The sequence below is a fragment of the Microbacterium sp. genome, assembly GCF_029263575.1.
Taxonomy (GTDB): domain Bacteria; phylum Actinomycetota; class Actinomycetes; order Actinomycetales; family Microbacteriaceae; genus Microbacterium.
The window spans coordinates 1-18,054 of record NZ_JAJUFV010000055.1 but is presented as its reverse complement, the minus strand read 5'-3'; the positions used below and the strand labels follow the sequence as shown (position 1 = coordinate 18,054).

Sequence of the window (18,054 nt, the reverse complement as noted above, 5' to 3'; positions counted from 1 at the left end):
GATCGAAGACATGGGCATCGATGTCTTCAACGGCAAGGCCCGTGCCTCCGTGCTCGCCTACACCGAGGAGTGGAAGGAGTACGTCACCCGCCAGGCGCGCTGGGTGGACTTCGACCGCGGCTACAAGACGCTCGACCTCGGTTACATGGAGAGCGTCCTGTGGGCGTTCAAGACCCTCTACGACAAAGATCTCGCGTATGAGGGCTACCGTGTGCTGCCGTACTGCTGGCGCGACGAGACGCCGCTGAGTGCGCACGAGCTGCGCATGGACGACGACGTCTACCAGGAGCGTCAGGATCCCTCGGTTACCGTGACCTTCCCGCTCACCGGCGCGAAGGCCGAATCCCTCGGACTCACCGCCGTTCGCGCCCTCGCCTGGACGACCACGCCATGGACGCTGCCCACCAACCTCGCCCTCGTCGTCGGCCCCGACATCGAGTACGTCGTGCTCCCGGCCGGCCCCAATGGTGCGGCCGACATCGCCCCTTCGACCGCTGAGCCTGTCGAAGCGTCAGGGAGCGATGGTGTCGCCGAGAGTGCCGCGCACCGCTACCTCATCGCCCGCGACCTGCTCGGTGGCTATGCGAAGGACCTCGGGTACGAGTCTGCTGACGACGCGCTCGCCGCGGTGGAGGCATCCCACCGCGGAGCCGATCTCGAAGACGTCACGTACGATCGCCTGTTCGACTACTACGCGGATGCCGAGGCCTGGGGCACAGAGAACTCCTGGCGCATCCTCGTCGATGATTACGTCACGACCACCGACGGCACCGGCATCGTCCATCAGGCGCCGGCTTTCGGCGAGGACGACCAGCGCGTCACGAACGCCGCCGGTATGCCCACGATCCTGTCGCTCGACGACGGCGGACGCTTCCTCGCCAGCGTCACGGATGTCGCGGGCGAACTGTGGATGGACGCGAACCGCCCGCTCATCCGCTTGATCAAACAGCAGGGACGGATGCTGCGCGAACAGAGCTACGTGCACTCGTACCCGCACTGCTGGCGCTGCCGGAACCCTCTGATCTACAAGGCGGTGTCGAGCTGGTTCATCCGCGTGACCGACATCAAGGAGAAGATGCTCGCGGGCAACGAGCAGATCACCTGGGTGCCCGAGAACGTCAAGGACGGCCAGTTCGGCAAGTGGCTCGAGGGCGCCCGCGACTGGTCGATCAGCCGCAACCGCTACTGGGGCTCGCCCATCCCGATCTGGAAGAGCGACGACCCGGAGTACCCGCGCATCGACGCGTACGGGTCGCTGGAGGAGCTGGAGCGCGACTTCGGCACATTGCCGCGGAACCCCGAGGGCGAGATCGACCTGCACCGCCCGTACATCGACAACCTGACGCGTCCGAATCCCGACGACCCGACCGGCAAGAGCACCATGCGCCGCATCGAGGACGTCTTCGACGTCTGGTTCGACTCCGGTTCGATGCCGTACGCGCAGGTGCACTATCCGTTCGAGAACCGCGAAGGGTTCGACTCGCACGCACCCGCCGACTTCATCGTCGAGTACATCGGCCAGACGCGTGGCTGGTTCTACGTCATGCATGTGCTGTCGACGGCGCTGTTCGATCGCCCGGCGTTCACGGGCGTCAGCTGTCACGGCATCGTGCTCGGCAACGATGGCTACAAGATGTCGAAATCGCTGCGCAACTATCCGGACGTCTCTGAGGTCTTCGACCGTGACGGTTCGGACGCCATGCGCTGGTTCCTCATGTCGAGCTCGGTGCTGCGCGGCGGCAACCTCGCCGTCACGGAAGAAGGGATTCGCGCAGGTGTTCGTGAATTCCTGTTGCCGCTGTGGAGCTCCTGGTACTTCTTCGCCACGTACGCGAACGCGTCGGGAGGCGACGGGTATGAGGCGACGTGGCGCACCGACTCCACGGATGTGCTCGACCGATACATCCTGGCGCGTCTGGGCGAGCTCGTTCGCGAGGTGCAGGCCGACCTCGAAGGACTCGATTCGACTACGGCATCCGCACGCCTGCGAGACTTCGCCGAGCTCATGACCAACTGGTATATCCGCCGCTCGCGAGATCGGTTCTGGGTGGGAGCCGAGGGCGGGACGGAAGCGTTCGACACGCTGTACACCGTGCTGGAGACGCTGACGCGCGTGGCGGCGCCCCTCGTGCCGCTGATCAGCGAACGCGTCTGGCAGGGGCTCACCGGCGGGCGCAGCGTGCACCTGACGGATTGGCCGGATGCCTCGGCATTCCCCGCGGCGGATGACATCCGTGATGCGATGGATGCCGTGCGCGAGCTCTCCAGCGTGGGCAACGCCCTGCGTAAGAAGGAGAAGCTGCGCGTTCGCCTGCCGCTCGCGCGATTCACGGTCGTCTCGCCGATGGCAAATCAGCTCGGGCAGTTCGAAGACATCCTTCGCGATGAACTCAACGTGAAGTCGGTCGAGCTCGTGCAGCTCACCGACACCGCCGCCGCCGAGTACGGCATCAGTCATCGTCTCAGCGTCAACGCTCGCGCCGCTGGTCCTCGGTTGGGCAAGCAGGTGCAGCACGTCATCGCCGGTGCCCGCGCGGGCCTGTGGGAGGAGCGCGATGGCGTGGTCGTCGTCGACGGCATCGCGCTCGAGCCGCAGGAGTACGACCTCGTGCTCGAGACCGCAGGGCGCCCCGAGGGCGAAGCCCTGGCCGTTGTTCCCAGTGGCGGATTCGTCATGCTCGACACGCAGACCACGCCGGAGCTGGAGGCGGAGGGACTCGCTCGCGATGCCATCCGTGTCGTGCAGGAGGCCCGCAAGAACGCCGATCTCGACGTCAGTGACCGGATCATTCTCGCCCTGAACGTGTCGCCGGAGAACGCCGAGGCGCTGCAGGCGCACGCCGACCTCATCGCGGGTGAGACCTTGGCCGTCGCGTTCGCCGTGCAGGCCACAGACGAGATGGACGACCTTGTGAAGGACGTCACAAGCCCCGGTGACGGGGTGTTCTGCACCGGGGCGACGGCGCTCGGCTCAGACAAGGCTCCCGTCATCGTCACGATCGACACGAACCTTGAGGGAGTGACGAATGACTGACCGCGACCGCGCGGACGCCGTGTACGACAAGCTGCTCGAACGGGCGGGGGAGCGCTGGGTGCAGCCGCGCAAGGAACGCACGGCGCGCATCCTCGAGCTGCTCGATGATCCGCAGCGCAACTATCGAGTCGTTCACCTCACCGGCACGAACGGCAAGACGTCGACGGCACGCATGATCGAGAGTCTGTTGCGCGCGCACGGACTGCGCACGGGCCTGTTCACGAGTCCGCATCTGGAGCGCTTCACCGAGCGCATCATGATCGACGGTGAACCCATCGCAGACGCGGCGATCGCGGATGCCTGGGACGAGATCGAACCCTTCATCGGAATCGTGGATGCCGAGCTCGAGGCGGCGGGCGACGCACCGCTGACGTTCTTCGAGCTGCTGACGGTGCTGGCCTTCGTCGCGGCATCCGATGCGCCGGTCGACGTGCTCGTGCTGGAAGTCGGCATGGGCGGCTCCTGGGACTCGACGAACACGGCCGACGGCGACGTCGCGGTGTTCGCGCCGATCGCGATCGACCACGCCGATCGGTTGGGCAGCACACTCGCAGACATCGCCACGGTCAAGGCCGGCATCGTCAAAGACGGCGCCGTCGTGGTCTCTGCCGAGCAACCCGCCGAGGTCGCCCAGATCCTTCGCGAGGCGGCAGCGGCGAAGAACGCATCGATCGCGTTCGCGGGGGATGAGTTCGGCCTGACCGAGCAGAAGCTCGCCGTCGGCGGACAGCTGCTCACGATCCGCGGCGTCGCCGGAGCCTACGTCGAGGAATACCTGCCGCTGTATGGTGCTCACCAGGGGCACAACGCTGCCCTGGCCGTGGCGGCCGTGGAATCTCTCATCGGTGGCGGCACGCAGCGCATCGCTGACGACATCATCACCGAAGGATTGCAAGGAGCGACCTCTCCTGGCCGACTCCAACTGCTCGGCGTCTCACCGACCGTGATCGTCGATGCCGCTCACAACCCGCACGGAGCCGCAGCCCTTGTGCAGTCTCTCGATGACAGCTTCGATTTCGACGAATGGGGATTGGTGCTTGGCGTCTTGGCGGACAAGGATGCCGCAGGCATCATCGCCACGCTCGCGCCCGCTGCCACCCACATCTTCGCGACGGCACCGGAATCCACCCGCGCGAACGACGCCGACCTGATTGCCGATCTCGTCGAAGCTGCCGGATACCGAGCGACGGTGCACCCGTCGCTCGCCGATGCGGCGGATGCTGCGCGCGAATGGGCCGCTTCGGCAGAGCGGCGCGCCGTCGTGATCGCCGGATCGATCGTGCTCGCCGGCGAAGCGATCGCTCTCGCCGAAGAAGAAGATTGGAAGTCCGGGTGGCAAGCATGACCTCTCGTGCCACGCGCACACTGGTTCAAAAGCTCGCATCCGTCGTGCTCGGGTTCGAAGCGGTCATCGTGCTCCTGGTCGGCCTCACCATCTTCGGCCTGCGTGCGCTTCCCGAGGGGGTCGAGCCCTGGTGGGCGATCGTCGGCGCGGGCATCGTCGCGCTGGCGATGGTCGCGGTCGCCGGCATGATCACGAAACCCTGGGCGATCCCGGCTGGATGGGCTCTGCAGGCCGTCGTCGCGCTGTCTGCGATCTTTGAGCCGACCATCTTGTTGGTCGTCGTAGTTTTCGGAGGGATGTGGGCATATGCGACGATCATGGGGGCCCGCGTGGACGCACGGCGTCTGACGGACAAAAACTCGATAGAAACCGATCACGAAACTCACACAGAGAGCGATTGACATGGCCACCGAAGAAACCCTCGTCCTCGTTAAGCCGGATGGTGTCGCCCGTGGGCTCACCGGCGCGATTCTCGCCCGGATCGAGGCGAAGGGCTATGCGCTCGTCGACCTTCGACTCGTGGAGCCGGACCGCGACCGTCTTGCCGCCCACTACGCCGAGCACGAAGGCAAGCCCTTCTATGAGCCGCTGCTCGACTTCATGATGTCGGGGCCGTCGGTTGCGATCCGCCTGACCGGAAACCGCGTGATCGAAGGCTTCCGCTCGCTCGCCGGCACGACCGACCCGACCACGGCCGCGCCCGGCACGATCCGCGGCGACTTCGGACGTGACTGGGGCCTCGCTGTGCAGCAGAACCTGGTGCACGGCTCAGACAGCCCCGAGTCGGCAGCACGCGAACTCGGCATCTGGTTCGCCTGAGCCAAAGTCAACGGCGCCCGCCCCGAGATTCTCGGTGCGGGCGCCGTGCGGTTCAGGACGCTCAGAACAGGATGCGAGCGACCTCGCCGAGGAAGTCGAGCTGCTGCAGCTGTGCCAGAGCGATAATGATCGCGAATGCGAGGACCGTCGCCAGTGGGACCCACGCCATCAGCCGCCCCGCGCGCTCTTGCACCGTGGCCGATCGGCTGAAACTGCCGTTTCGGAACAGGTGGACGATCGTGGCGAAGAACGTCGGGATCGTGACCGCCCACGTCACCATGCACCACGGGCACAGCACGAACAGGTCGTACAGGCTCTGGAAGATCAGCCAGCAGACGAACCCGAAGGCGAACGTGATGCCGGCGCCGAAGGTGAGCCAGAACCACCGGGGAAAGCGCGCTCCGGCGATGATCGCGACGCCGACGACCAGCGGCGCAATCCACCCGGCGATGCCGATGATCGGGTTGGGGAATCCGAAGACCGAGCCCTGCCAGGACTGCAGGTTCGTGCTGCATTGGATGAACGGGCTGAGGTCGCACGCCAGAGATTCTTCGGGATTCTCGAGCAGCGCGAACTTCTCGACGGTGAGTTGGAACGCCGCCCACCAGCCGATCACGCTGGCGAGAATCAGCCAGATTCCGAAGCCGACGGGGCGGGTGCGCTGCTCGCTCATCTGTCGATTATCTCAGGGACCGCTATGGATGCGTCGTGAGATCTGACAGGGGGTCGCGACAGAGTGAATGCCACGAACTGGGCAACATGGTGCGATAATGACCTGTGATGCATTGCGCGGCGCAGCTGCAACACGCATCGACGCAGACTTCGGGGTCCTATACCCCTCGCGATCAGAGCTATGAGCCGGTCGCAAACCGAGTGAGTTCGCGACACCCGCGGGTGTCGCATGAGATTTCGCGGAGCATGAGTGCCCGCGCAGGGAGCACGCCAGAGATGGCCGAAGAGAACAATGACACCGACAACACCCCTACTCTCGATGCGGACACGGAGGCTTCGGTAACGTCAGAAGCACCTGAGTCCGACGCGCAATCGCAACCGGAGACGGACCCCGCGCCGGAAAGCGAAGCGGCGACGGCGGAGCCGGATGCTGCGCCTGCCGAGGCGACGGCGAAGCCGGAAGAGGATGCTGAGGCGAAGGGCGAGCAGACGGCTGCGCCTGTCGAGGCACCGGCGAAGCCGGAGCCGGTGACCGCGGTCAGCCTGGGGTTGCTTCCGGAGGTGTTCGTGTCGAGCGTCTCCACGCAGCTGCATTTCTATGCCCCAGAGGTCACGCTGCTTCCGGCGCGTCCGGGCCGCGGCTCGGGCTCAGATTCGCCGAGCGACGACAACGAGGGGTCTTCGTCGGGCCGGCGCGGTCGCCGGCGCCGCGGTGGCAACGACCAGGGTGATGGTCAGGGTGAGTCCCGCCAGCGCCAGCGCGCGGTCGAGTACATCACGGAGCCGAAGGCGATCAAGGGTTCGACGCGTCTGGAGGCTAAGAAGCAGCGCCGCCGCGACGGCCGCGACGCCGGGCGCCGTCGCCCGGTCGTGACGGAGGCCGAGTTCCTTGCGCGCCGGGAGGCCGTCGACCGCAAGATGGTCGTGCGCACCAAGAGCGGTCGCACGCAGATCGGCGTGCTCGAAGACGGCGTGCTGGTGGAGCACTATGTCGCGCGCAATCAAGACGCGTCGCTCATCGGCAACGTGTACCTCGGTCGGGTGCAGAATGTGCTTCCCAGCATGGAAGCCGCGTTCGTCGACATCGGTCGTGGCCGCAATGCCGTGCTGTATTCGGGTGAGGTCGACTGGGATGGTGTTGAGACCGGCAACCAGCCGCGTCGCATCGAACTCGCGCTGAAGCCCGGTGACCGCGTGCTGGTACAGGTCACGAAAGATCCCGTAGGGCACAAGGGTGCGCGCCTGACCAGTCAGGTCTCGCTACCCGGCCGCTACCTGGTCTATGTGCCCGGCGGGTCGATGAACGGCATCAGCCGCAAGCTTCCCGACAACGAGCGGGCGCGCCTCAAGCGCATCCTCAAAGAGGTGCTGCCCGAATCGAGCGGGGTCATCGTCCGCACCGCGGCCGAGGGAGCGACAGAAGAGCAGCTCACCCGCGATGTGAATCGCCTCACGTCGCAGTGGGAGCACATTCAGAAGCAGGTCGAGAGCCAGCAGGCTCCTGCGTTGCTGCACGCCGAGCCCGATCTGCTTGTCAAGATCGTCCGTGACGTCTTCAACGAGGACTTCACGAAGATGCTCATCCAGGGTGATGAATCGCAGCGCACAATTCGTGCGTACCTCGAGAGCGTCGCTCCCGACCTGCTCGAGCGCATCGAATCATATGACGGCGATGCTGATCCCTTCGACGCGTTCCGCATCACCGAGCAGATCGAGAAGGCGCTCGACCGCAAGGTCTGGCTTCCCTCCGGAGGCTCGCTGGTGATCGACCGCACCGAGGCCATGACGGTCGTCGACGTAAACACCGGAAAGTTCGTCGGCACTGGGGGAAACCTCGAAGAGACCGTGACGAAGAACAACCTCGAGGCCGCAGAAGAGATCGTTCGTCAGCTGCGCTTGCGCGACATCGGCGGCATCATCGTCGTGGACTTCATCGACATGGTGCTCGAGTCGAACCGCGACCTCGTGCTGCGGCGCTTGATCGAGTGCCTGAGCCGCGACCGCACCAAGCACCAGGTTGCCGAGGTCACCTCGCTCGGCCTCGTGCAGATGACGCGTAAGAAGCTCGGTCTGGGCCTGCTCGAGACGTTCAGCGAGGCGTGTGAGATATGCGCTGGCCGTGGTGTCATCGTTCACCATGACCCGGTGATCAAGCACCGTTCGAACTCGAACAATGGCCAGTCCAACCGCCGCCAGCGCGGGGGCAACGGGCAGAACCAGAACAATCAGCAGACGAACTCGACGACGCACAGCATCCCCGAGGGTGCCAAGTCTGCGCTTGCGCAGATCGCGGCATCCACTCTGGCCAGCGCAGAGATCGCTGCTGGCGCCGCGCTCGACGAGACCGAGCAGTCGGAACCGGCCGAACGTCCCAAGAAGCCGCGCAAGAAGCGTTCCTCGGAGCGCAACAACAAGGCTCCGAAGACTCCGGCAGAGCAGATACTCGACTCGGTGCTCGACGCGCTTCCCGAGCCGAAGGCACCGGGTCAGGGGCGCAATCGTCGCCGGGTGTCGACGGCGGCGCTCACCGGCACCCCGATCTCGGTGAACACCTCACCGACGCCGATCGCGAGCGGGGACGCGGAGTCCTGACGCGATCAGCCTTCGGGTGAGCTCGCGGGCGCCGACGTGTCGTGCGCCGGCGGCAAGAAGGCGGGGGAGCGAGTCTTCGGGAACGTCGTAGTGATCACGGTCGAACGCTTGTGACGGAATGTCGTTCGCAGCGGCGAAGGCGTGCAGCTCGTCGAGGCTGTCGTCGCTGATCAGATGTGACCAGAGCCGTCCGTGCGCGGGCCACATCGGGTCGTCGATGAATACGGTCACCCCGTGATCCTATGATGGCGTGACACGGCTGCGGGCCGCTTTGCGGCACAGCCATCTATCCGGTAAAGTTGTCCCTTGGTGCGTGAGCTGAGCCGTCCCTACCGGGCGGAGTGGTGAAGCCTTGTGCTCGCACCCGTCAGACTTGCGACCAACGCAAGCACAGTCTTCCCGTGAGATCTACAGAGCGTCAAGCTCTCCAACGAAACAGGTATGAAGTGGTTTACGCAGTTGTGCGCGCCGGTGGGCGACAGGAGAAGGTCGAGGTCGGCACGATCGTCCAGCTCGATCGTGTTCAGGCAGGCCAGGGCGAGAAGATCGAACTTCCCGCTGTCCTCCTCGTCGACGGCGCCACGGTGACCACCGACGCCGACAAGCTGGCGAAGGTCAAGGTCACCGCTGAGGTCATCGGCAACCTCCGCGGCCCGAAGATCGTCATCCAGAAGTTCAAGAACAAGACCGGCTACAAGAAGCGTCAGGGCCACCGCCAGGAACTGACCCGCGTCAAGATCACCGGCATCAAGTAAGTACAGAAGAGGCTCTGACATGGCACACAAAAAGGGCGCAAGCTCCACCCGTAACGGTCGTGACTCCAACGCCCAGCGCCTCGGCGTGAAGCGCTTCGGTGGTCAGCAGGTCAACGCCGGCGAGATCCTCGTTCGCCAGCGTGGCACCCACTTCCACCCCGGCGCTGGCGTCGGCCGCGGCGGCGATGACACGCTGTTCGCGCTGGAGGCAGGAGCCGTCGAGTTCGGTGCGAAGGGCGGCCGCAAGGTCGTCAACATCGTCGCCGCAGCTGCTGAGTAATCGCAGCACGACAAAGACATCCGGTTCGGGGCGGGCTTCGGCTCGCCCCGTCCGCGTATCTATGGGCATCTTCAGACGCTGAATCTGATCGAGCGTCAGGAGCGAGCTACACGAGAAGTGAGATAAGACATGGTTTCGTTCGTCGACACGGTGACGCTGCACCTGCGTGCCGGTAAGGGCGGCAACGGCTGTGTCTCCGTTCACCGTGAGAAGTTCAAGCCGCTGGGCGGACCTGACGGAGGTAACGGAGGTAACGGGGGCGACATCGTGCTCGTCGCCGACACCCAGACCGGCACACTGCTGTCGTATCACCACGCACCGCACCGCAGCTCGGCGAACGGCGGGTTCGGGATGGGCGATCATCGGTCGGGTTTCGCGGGCGAAGATCTTGAACTTCCTGTTCCCGTCGGCACGGTCGTCAAGCGCCCCGATGGGGAAGTGCTCGCCGACATGCTCACGCCCGGTATGCGCGTCGTCATCGCCCAGGGCGGGCGCGGCGGTCTCGGTAACGCGGCACTGGCCACGACCAAGCGCAAGGCTCCCGGTTTCGCATTGCTGGGCACACCGGGCTTCGAGGGCGACGTCGTTCTTGAGCTCAAGACCGTCGCCGATGTGGCGCTTGTCGGTTACCCCTCGGCCGGCAAATCGAGTCTGATCGCAGCGATCTCTGCCGCCCGGCCCAAGATCGCCGAGTACCCCTTCACCACGTTGCATCCGAATCTGGGCGTCGTGCAGGCGGGCGATTCTCGCTACACGGTCGCTGACGTTCCAGGACTCGTCGAGGGTGCCAGCGAGGGCCGGGGCCTTGGTCTGGAGTTCTTGCGCCACGTCGAACGCTGCTCCGCGCTGCTGCACGTGCTCGACTGTGCGACACTCGATCCCGGCCGCGACCCGATATCCGACCTCGATGTGATTCTGGCTGAGCTCGAAGCCTACGAGGTGCCCGAGGGGCAGACGCCGCTGCTCGATCGCCCGCAGCTGATCGCGCTGAACAAGATCGATGTGCCGGAGGCCCGTGACCTCGCCGATCTGGTGCGTCCTGATCTTGAGGCCCGCGGGTTCCGTGTCTTCGAGATCTCCACGGTCTCGCACGAGGGGCTGCGTCCGCTCACCTTCGCGCTGGGTGAGATCGTCGAACAGCACCGGGTCGAGGCCGCCGCCCCAGTGCCGGCCGAACGGGTCGTCATCCGCCCGCGCGGCGCCGATAAGCCGTTCACGATTCGGGTCGAGGGCGGGTCGTACGGCACGTATTACCGCATCCTCGGGGAGAAGCCCGAGCGGTGGGTGCAGCAGACCGACTTCCAGAATGAAGAGGCCGTGGGGTATCTCGCGGATCGTCTGGAACGTATCGGTGTCGAGACCGAACTGTTCCGGCTGGGTGCGACTCCCGGCGCCACCGTGGTCATCGGTGAGGGAGAGGGGCTGGTGTTCGACTGGGAGCCGGCTATGCGCTCTGCCGCAGAGCTCATGACCGCCCCGCGTGGCACCGACCCTCGTCTGGCACCGAACGCACGGCGTACGACGAGCGAACGCCGTGAGCAGTATCAGGAGCGTATGGACGCCAAGGCAGCCATTCGTGCTGAGCAGGAACTCAAGCGCCGTGTCACGGCTGAGGAAGAGTACGGTTCCGACGACGGAGATCACGCGTGAGCGCACGGACGAGAGCCGAACTCGCATCCGCCGAGCGCATCGTGGTGAAGGTTGGCTCCTCATCCATCAGCGGAGAGTCGTCATGGCGCATTCCGCTCATCGTGCATGCGCTGGCCGGCGCGCACGCCCGCGGTTGCGAAATCGTGCTGGTGTCATCGGGGGCCATCGCCACAGGCATTCCCTTCCTCGATCTGGAAGCCCGGCCCACTGACCTCGCGACCCAGCAGGCGGCAGCCGCGGTCGGCCAGAACATTCTCGTCTACCGCTACCAAGAGGCGCTGCGCCCCTTCCAGGTGGTCGCCGGGCAGGTGCTGCTCACCACCGGAGACCTCGAGAATGCTCTGCCGCGCAGCAACGCCCGTCGGGCGATGGAGCGTCTGCTCGGGCTGCGGATTCTGCCGATCGTCAATGAGAACGACACCGTCGCCACGCAGGAGATCCGCTTCGGTGACAACGACCGGCTCGCAGCTCTCGTCGCCCAGCTGATCGATGCCGACGCGCTGGTTCTTCTCAGTGACGTCGAGGCGCTCTATACGAAACCGCCGACGGACCCGGACGCAACGCCGATCGACCTGATCGCTGCGAATGCCGATCTCGATGGCCTCGAATTCGGTGCGACCGTGGTCAACAGTGTGGGGACGGGAGGCGCCGCCACCAAGGTGTCGGCGGCACGGCTTGCCGCGGCATCCGGCATCGGTGTTCTCGTCACGAGCGCCGATCTCGTCGATCGTGCACTCAAGGGAGAAGAGCTCGGCACCTGGTTCGAGCCCGTTCTGGGCGACTCGGCAGAGGGTTGACCGTCACGAGCGGCGCCGCAGTGCGCCGCTCTCGATACACTGACGAGATGACCGCCGCTGCCGTTTCCGAGACCGTCCAGACCGCTCAGGATCGCCTGAAGCTCGCCAAGGATGCTTCACGGGCCATTGCCCGCCTGACAAGCGACGACAAGGCGCGGGCACTCGAGGCGGTTGCGCAGGCTCTGGAAGCATCGTCGGCAGCCATCATCGATGCGAATGAGCGTGACATCGCGCGGGGGAGAGCAGGCGGTATCGCCGAAGCGCTCGTTGACCGTCTCCGACTCGATGCGAAGCGCGTCGTTGACCTTGCTGCGGCTGTGCGCGAGGTCGCAGCCCTGCCCGACCCGGTCGGTCGTGTCGTCGGCGGACATCGGATGCCCAACGGTGTCAGGCTCGAGCAGGTTCGAGTGCCGTTCGGCGTGGTCGGGGCGATCTACGAGGCACGTCCCAACGTGACGGTCGATATCGCCGCCTTGGCGCTTCGCTCGGGCAACGCCAGTGTCCTTCGCGGCGGAAGCGCCGCGAAGGAATCAAACACTGTCCTCGTGCGTATCATGCGCGACGCCTTGGAGAGTGTCGGGATCACCGGGGAGGCCATCCAGAGCGTCGATGATTTCGGCCGTGACGGCGCCCGTGCGCTCATGCACGCTCGCGGCCTGGTCGATGTGCTCGTTCCGCGTGGCAGCGCATCGCTGATCGAGACCGTTGTCACCGAATCAACTGTGCCCGTCATCGAGACCGGCGCCGGTATCGTGCACATCGTGCTCGACGAATCCGCGCCAGTGGACTGGGCGTGCGAGATCGTCGTCAATGCCAAGGTGCAGCGCCCGAGCGTCTGCAACGCTGTCGAGACCGTGCTGGTGCTGCGTCAAGCTGCGCCCCTGCTGGTGCCCGCTGTCGCCAGCGCACTTCAGAGTGAAGGCGTCGCCATTCACGGTGACGACGTGGTCGCCGGCCTCGTCAGCAATATCATCCCCGCCACCGAAGAAGATTGGGCAACAGAGTATCTTGGCCTCGAAGTGGCCATGCGGGTCGTCGACACGCTCGATGACGCTCTCGAGCACATCCGGATGTACAGCACGAAGCACACCGAGTCGATCGTGACGAATGACGCGCGCAACCAAGAGCGTTTCCTCGCCGAGGTCGACTCGGCCGTCGTGATGGCCAACGCGTCGACGCGATTCACCGACGGTGCCGAGTTCGGGTTCGGCGCCGAGGTCGGGATCTCGACGCAGAAACTGCATGCGCGCGGTCCGATGGGCCTGGCGGAGCTCACCAGTACCAAATGGCTGGCGCGTGGAGCAGGCCAGACGCGCGCCTGAGAGATAGGATGGGGAGGCGTCTTATCGCCCCCGGTCACGAAACGGAGTCAGGATGAACCTCGTCGCACAGATTGCGATGGCAGCTGCCGAGACAGAGCACCACGGAAACGTCGCGTTGGAAACGCTGATCTTCGGTGTCATCGCAGCGGTGATCTTTGCGCTGATGGGGCTCGTGGCGTTCTCGTACCGCCACGTCGCGAACCGTCACTCGGCTAAGGCAGAGGCATACGCTGAGCGTCACGGGCAGGACGGCCACGGGGCAGGGCACGGCCACTAGGGCGTATGAACACGACGGCCACACGCGCCCCGCGGATCGGAGTGATGGGCGGGACATTCGATCCCATCCACCATGGGCACTTGGTCGCGGCCAGTGAGGTCGCCCACTCGTTCGATCTCGACGAGGTTGTCTTCGTTCCGACCGGACATCCCTGGCAGAAGACGAACGTAACTGCGAGCGAGCACCGCTATCTCATGACGGTCATCGCCACGGCGTCGAATCCGCAGTTCACGGTGAGCCGTGTGGATATCAACCGAGAGGGGCCCACGTACACGATCGATACTCTCCGCGATCTGAAGCGTGAACGACCGGATGCTGAGCTCTTCTTCATCTCGGGTGCAGACGCCGTAGCGCAAATTCTCAGTTGGAGAGACCATGATGAGTTGTGGGAGTTGGCACACTTCGTCGCGGTCTCTCGTCCAGGACATGTTCTGAGCACAGACGGCCTCCCGGGCGACAATGTGAGTCAGTTGGAGGTGCCGGCGCTCGCGATATCGTCGACGGCATGCCGCGAGCGCGTGAGCGATGAGCAACCGGTGTGGTATCTGGTTCCTGACGGCGTCGTTCAGTACATCGCGAAATATCATCTGTATCGGAGTGAGGCATGAGTACATCGGATCAGCACGGCAAACAGCCGCTGACCCGCAAACAATTGCGGGAGATCCGTCTCACCGGTGCGACCCCGGTGATCAGCGACGAGGAGGCAGCGGCCGCCGCTGAAGCGGACGCAGAGTCTGCTGCTCCGGAAACGGCGCCTGCTCCCGAAGCGCCGGCGCCGGCTCCGCGACCCGACGCGGAAGTCAATCTTGACGAGCGTCCGTTGACCAGACGGCAGATTCGGGAGCAGGAACGCATTCGCACAGCCTCCGTGCCCGTCGTCGACTTCGACACCAGCGCAGATGAGTCTTCTGCAGCCACGTCTGTCGACGAGGCGCCTGTCGACGAACCGTCTGTCGAAGAGATCCCTGTCGAAGAGATCGCTGTCGAAGAGTCGCCCATTGACGAGTCGCCGGTCGAAGAGCCTGCCGTGGAGGAGACGTCCGCTGAGGTCGTCGCTGAAGAGGAAGAGCCCGCCGCGGTCGTCGACGCCGAAGAAGACCCCGAGATTGTCTTGGGAGTTCCCACGTTCGCGGCACAGGCCGCCGGTGACACGGATGCCGATGACGACGACCGCGCCGACCAGGACGATCGCGACGACGAGGAAGGCGCCGCGAGCGATTTCGAAGGCCTCATCGGCGCTGACGATTCCGCTGACTCCGGTGAAGATGACGACGACGTCGATCCGATCGCCACAGGCGAGCATCCGGTCGTCAGCTCCGCGTTCGGCAAGGGCGTGCAGGCCGACGTGCCCGCCTTCGCGCCGTCGTTCGATGAATTGATCTCCTCGGGTGCTGGCGGCTCGCAGAACCATGCCCCGAACACTCTGATCTTCACGCCGCTGCCGGGCCGCGGATCACTCTCCGGTCCGATCGCGTCCACGGGGGAACTGCTCATCACCGGAAGCTACGAGCTGCCGAACGGAATCGGCTCGCAGGGACACGCACACGGCGCAGCTGATGGTAAAGACGTCGATGCGGTGCTGATCGATGGCGAACTGCCTGCATCATCGTCGCCGACTCCGATCGCGGCCAGCTCCGCGGTCAGCACCACCAAACCTGCCGGCGAGGTCATCCGCCCTCCCGCGCCCGAAAAGGGCAACAAGCTCATGCTGACGCTGGCGATCATGGCAGGCGGGCTTGCGCTTGCTCTCGCCGTGGTGCTGATCGTCGCGTTCACGATGAATCTGTTCTGATGCAATCACCCGATAACGCCGAAGAGATGCTGCAGATCGCAGCCGCCGCCGCGATCTCCAAGGGCGGTGAAGACCTTGTCGCGCTCAATGTGTCTGAGCCGCTTCCGCTCGTAGACATCTTCCTGCTCGTCACCGGAAACAGCGAGCGAAACGTCGCTGCGATCGCCGACGAGATCGAAGACCAGCTCATCGAAGCCGGCCACAAGCGGGTGCGGCGCGAAGGTCGGCAGGAAGCTCGCTGGGTGCTGCTCGACTTCGGAGACCTCATCGTGCACGTCTTCCACGGCGAAGAGCGTGTGTACTACGGCCTGGAGCGGCTGTGGAAGGACTGCCCTGTCGTTCCGATCGACGTGGCGCAGCCGGCATCCGACGCACCGTGAACGAGCTGAACGCCTCAACGACTGTCATGTGCGAAGTCGTTTCGAGGCTGCTCCGAGCGAGGTCGACACGGCGACGATTCGCGCCGTAGATGAGGATGTCGACGAGCAGCTGCGCGATCGCTGAGCAAAGCGGGGCAGCGGCGGATCGCGTCGCTGCCCCGCTTCGTCGGGTGAGGATCGTCAGATGATCTGGCGGCCCTCCTTCTTCGCAGCGCGCGCGTCCTTCAAGAATGCACGGATGATCACGGCCAGCACGCCGACCACAGCGACGGGCCATACCAATACGTAGGCGGTGAGAAGAATGACGTCCATCATGCGTCCTTTCCTGCGAGCGCCTCGGTGGTGGAGGCATCCGCGACAGTCTCGGCTTCGTCACGGTCGAAGTCGCCCGTGCGCTTCTTGATGAGATCGAAGTCGAATCGTCGGGTCTTATTCAGCATTGTCAGCGCCACGCACACGATCGTGCTGACGGCGTAGGCGATCAGCGAGCCCGACAGCACCGGGTAGGTGTGCAGGAAACCGATCGCGAACGGCGCCGACGCAACGCTGGCGATCGCTCCGACGATGACGGCTACGCGCAGGCCGAAGAAGCCGAACGCCATCAGCGCCAGCACGACGCCGATACCGATGACAGATACGACGTCGCTGACGATACCGAGGCCGCCGGAGAGGTCGACCCATTCGAAGCGCACCGGCAGGAACGCAGCCAGGGCCGCGACGACGGCGACGCTGAAGGCGACGTTGGTGACGCGGTTCCAGTAGAAGCTCGCGATCACCGGGAACACGAGTGCACCCCACATCGCGCCGACGAACACCAGCAGATCGAGGATGTTGAACTGCATGGTTGCGAAGCCGAGCGCTGCGGCCGTCGCGCCGACCATCGTCAGGCGGCCGACCAGCAGCATCGTCTTGGGGCTCGCGTGCTTCTTACCGGCGATGTTCTGTCCGTAGACATCGGCCATCATGATCGACGACAGCGCCGTCATGTCGGCATCCGCCGTCGACGACAGCGAACCGATGATCATGACGAAGAACACGCAGATGAGCAACGGCGGAAGGTAGGTCGCCGCCATCTGCGGGATGAGATTGTTGACGTCGCCGCCCATGGGCTCGATGCCCGCGTACAGGGCGATGACACCGAGCATGCCGATACCGATGATGGATGCACCGTAGCCGAACGTCGCGGTGACGAACGTCTTCTTGATGAGATCCTCACGTACAGCGAACAGACGCTGGGCGATGGTCTGGTTTCCGATCGCGTAGGCCAGCACCGCGGCGATGTACGGAGCGCCCTGGTTAAAGAAGGCATCCGACGAGAAGAAATCACCCTGCTGGGGCGTGACGTTCTTCGCGCCGGTCACGAACAGATCGGGCCCGCCCGCGGCGAAGAAGATCACCGGAACGATGACCGCGACGGCGCCGAGAATCGCCAGAACCTGCGCGAAGTCGGTCAGCACGGAGGCACGGAACCCCGACCACAGGGTGTACGCCAGCACACCGACGGCGATGGCGACGATGCCCTGGGTGAAGGTGAACGGCGAGAGCATCGAGATGAGCGCTCCGCCCGCGATGAGGTTGGACGTCAGGCTGATCAGGCTGCCCAGGACGTTGGATCCTGCGAGCATGAGCTGGCTGGAGCGCCCGTGACGCGCGAACATCACCTCGGCGATCGTGTGCGCCTTCGGCGCGACTTTTCGGATGCGGCGGCCAAAGGGGTAGATGAGCAGAATCATCAACGCGCCCCACAATCCATAGTGGATGGGGCCGGAGATTCCGTACGTGTAGCCGGACGTGGCCGAGGCATACATCGAGGATGCCCAGATCCAGGTCGCCGTCATAGAAGCGGCAGAGATGCCGAAGCCGATCTTGCCGCCGGCGGTCATATAGCCGTCCGCGTTCTCCTTCTTCTTGGAGATGCGAATCGACATGTAGAGGCTGCCGCCGAAGAACAGCAGCATGAGCAGGATCACAATCGGTCCTGACAGGGTTTGGAGGTCGCCCACCGGTAATTCTCACTTTCCTAGAATGATGCGGCAGCTGCCGCAGATGCCGAAGAAAGTGCTCGCTAAGTGGGGGAATAGATGCGGATGTGGAGTTTTGAAGCTGTCAGCATGGCGAACGAACCTGGGCCACTGAGGCGCGTGGCAGCGCACAGACGAGAGGCCCGGGGTGCGGCTCCTTTCAAGGGCGTGGCTTTCGGGCGCGCCGAGTATCGGTGCATCCCGAGTGGGATTGGAATGACGGCGGTGCGCGCGTTCTACGCGCGTTCCGCGGAAGCGAACAGATGCGCTCCCTGCTCATGCATGCACGAGCATCCTTTCCACGATAGCAAGTTCCTG

General features: G+C 64.8%; 18 protein-coding genes. 14 read left to right on the top strand and 4 right to left on the bottom strand.

Features of this window, described 5'->3' with window-relative positions; genetic code table 11:
• From ileS to ndk, 4 genes are all read left to right on the top strand, one after another.
• Nucleotides 1-3,034, top strand: a 3,034-nt coding sequence (ileS, locus tag Q1J95_RS07585; protein ID WP_300266819.1) for an isoleucine--tRNA ligase, incomplete at its 5' end; no start/stop codon positions are given.
• Nucleotides 3,027-4,379: a folylpolyglutamate synthase/dihydrofolate synthase family protein gene (locus Q1J95_RS07580; protein ID WP_300266817.1), complete on the top strand. Its 1,353-nt coding sequence runs from the start codon at nt 3,027-3,029 to the stop codon at nt 4,377-4,379. The genes ileS and Q1J95_RS07580, both read left to right, overlap by 8 nt.
• Entirely contained in the window at nt 4,376-4,780 is a 405-nt protein-coding gene (locus tag Q1J95_RS07575) for a DUF4233 domain-containing protein (protein WP_300266815.1), read from the top strand. The genes Q1J95_RS07580 and Q1J95_RS07575 overlap by 4 nt, the downstream gene beginning before the upstream one ends.
• Nucleotide 4,781: 1 nt before the next feature.
• Nucleotides 4,782-5,198, top strand: a complete 417-nt coding sequence (gene ndk / locus Q1J95_RS07570) for a nucleoside-diphosphate kinase (protein WP_300266814.1) — start codon at nt 4,782-4,784, stop codon at nt 5,196-5,198.
• A 61-nt stretch (nt 5,199-5,259) separates the two neighbouring features.
• Here ndk and Q1J95_RS07565 read toward each other — a convergent pair whose 3' ends face one another.
• On the bottom strand, nt 5,260-5,871 hold the full coding sequence (locus Q1J95_RS07565; RefSeq protein ID WP_300266812.1) for a vitamin K epoxide reductase family protein: 612 nt from the start codon (nt 5,869-5,871) through the stop codon (nt 5,260-5,262).
• Between the two features lie 275 nt (nt 5,872-6,146).
• On the opposite strand from Q1J95_RS07565, the gene Q1J95_RS07560 reads away from it, so the two are divergent.
• Nucleotides 6,147-8,462: an Rne/Rng family ribonuclease gene (locus tag Q1J95_RS07560; RefSeq protein WP_300266810.1), complete on the top strand. Its 2,316-nt coding sequence runs from the start codon at nt 6,147-6,149 to the stop codon at nt 8,460-8,462.
• Here Q1J95_RS07560 and Q1J95_RS07555 read toward each other — a convergent pair.
• The gene (locus Q1J95_RS07555) at nt 8,424-8,693 is read right to left on the bottom strand and encodes a DUF4031 domain-containing protein (protein ID WP_300266809.1); all 270 of its coding nucleotides are present in this window, start codon (nt 8,691-8,693) and stop codon (nt 8,424-8,426) included. The two genes, Q1J95_RS07560 and Q1J95_RS07555, sit on opposite strands and share 39 nt — an antisense overlap.
• A 215-nt stretch (nt 8,694-8,908) precedes the next feature.
• Between Q1J95_RS07555 and rplU the strand changes: the two genes are divergently transcribed.
• The 9 genes from rplU to rsfS all read left to right on the top strand — a co-directional run bounded on the left by rplU (nt 8,909) and on the right by rsfS (nt 15,715).
• The gene (gene rplU, locus Q1J95_RS07550; RefSeq protein ID WP_300266808.1) at nt 8,909-9,217 is read left to right on the top strand and encodes a 50S ribosomal protein L21; all 309 of its coding nucleotides are present in this window, start codon (nt 8,909-8,911) and stop codon (nt 9,215-9,217) included.
• Between the two features lie 19 nt (nt 9,218-9,236).
• Nucleotides 9,237-9,497 carry a 50S ribosomal protein L27 gene (rpmA, locus tag Q1J95_RS07545; RefSeq protein ID WP_300266807.1) on the top strand — a complete coding sequence of 87 codons (261 nt, stop codon included), beginning with the start codon at nt 9,237-9,239 and terminating at the stop codon, nt 9,495-9,497.
• 129 nt (nt 9,498-9,626) lie between these two features.
• On the top strand, nt 9,627-11,147 hold the full coding sequence (gene obgE / locus Q1J95_RS07540) for a GTPase ObgE (RefSeq protein ID WP_300266806.1): 1,521 nt from the start codon (nt 9,627-9,629) through the stop codon (nt 11,145-11,147).
• Complete coding sequence (gene proB, locus Q1J95_RS07535; protein WP_300266805.1) at nt 11,144-11,944, top strand: glutamate 5-kinase; 801 nt, start codon at nt 11,144-11,146, stop codon at nt 11,942-11,944. The genes obgE and proB overlap by 4 nt, the downstream gene beginning before the upstream one ends.
• 20 nt (nt 11,945-11,964) lie before the next feature.
• Nucleotides 11,965-13,266: a glutamate-5-semialdehyde dehydrogenase gene (locus Q1J95_RS07530; RefSeq protein WP_300266804.1), complete on the top strand. Its 1,302-nt coding sequence runs from the start codon at nt 11,965-11,967 to the stop codon at nt 13,264-13,266.
• A 52-nt stretch (nt 13,267-13,318) separates the two neighbouring features.
• Nucleotides 13,319-13,543: a hypothetical protein gene (locus Q1J95_RS07525; RefSeq protein WP_300266802.1), complete on the top strand. Its 225-nt coding sequence runs from the start codon at nt 13,319-13,321 to the stop codon at nt 13,541-13,543.
• Nucleotides 13,544-13,548: 5 nt separating this feature from the next.
• Nucleotides 13,549-14,151, top strand: a complete 603-nt coding sequence (gene nadD, locus Q1J95_RS07520; protein ID WP_300266801.1) for a nicotinate-nucleotide adenylyltransferase — start codon at nt 13,549-13,551, stop codon at nt 14,149-14,151.
• A complete protein-coding gene (locus Q1J95_RS07515; RefSeq protein ID WP_300266800.1) occupies nt 14,148-15,335 on the top strand; it encodes a hypothetical protein in 1,188 nt (395 codons plus the stop codon). The genes nadD and Q1J95_RS07515 overlap by 4 nt, the downstream gene beginning before the upstream one ends.
• The gene (gene rsfS, locus Q1J95_RS07510) at nt 15,335-15,715 is read left to right on the top strand and encodes a ribosome silencing factor (RefSeq protein ID WP_300266799.1); all 381 of its coding nucleotides are present in this window, start codon (nt 15,335-15,337) and stop codon (nt 15,713-15,715) included. The genes Q1J95_RS07515 and rsfS overlap by 1 nt, the downstream gene beginning before the upstream one ends.
• Before the next feature lie 180 nt (nt 15,716-15,895).
• Here rsfS and Q1J95_RS07505 read toward each other — a convergent pair whose 3' ends face one another.
• Together Q1J95_RS07505 and Q1J95_RS07500 are read right to left on the bottom strand one after the other, a co-directional pair.
• Nucleotides 15,896-16,027 carry a putative transporter small subunit gene (locus Q1J95_RS07505; RefSeq protein WP_300266797.1) on the bottom strand — a complete coding sequence of 44 codons (132 nt, stop codon included), beginning with the start codon at nt 16,025-16,027 and terminating at the stop codon, nt 15,896-15,898.
• On the bottom strand, nt 16,027-17,673 hold the full coding sequence (locus tag Q1J95_RS07500) for a sodium:solute symporter family protein (protein WP_300266821.1): 1,647 nt from the start codon (nt 17,671-17,673) through the stop codon (nt 16,027-16,029). The genes Q1J95_RS07505 and Q1J95_RS07500 overlap by 1 nt, the downstream gene beginning before the upstream one ends.
• Nucleotides 17,674-18,054: the final 381 nt, after the last annotated feature.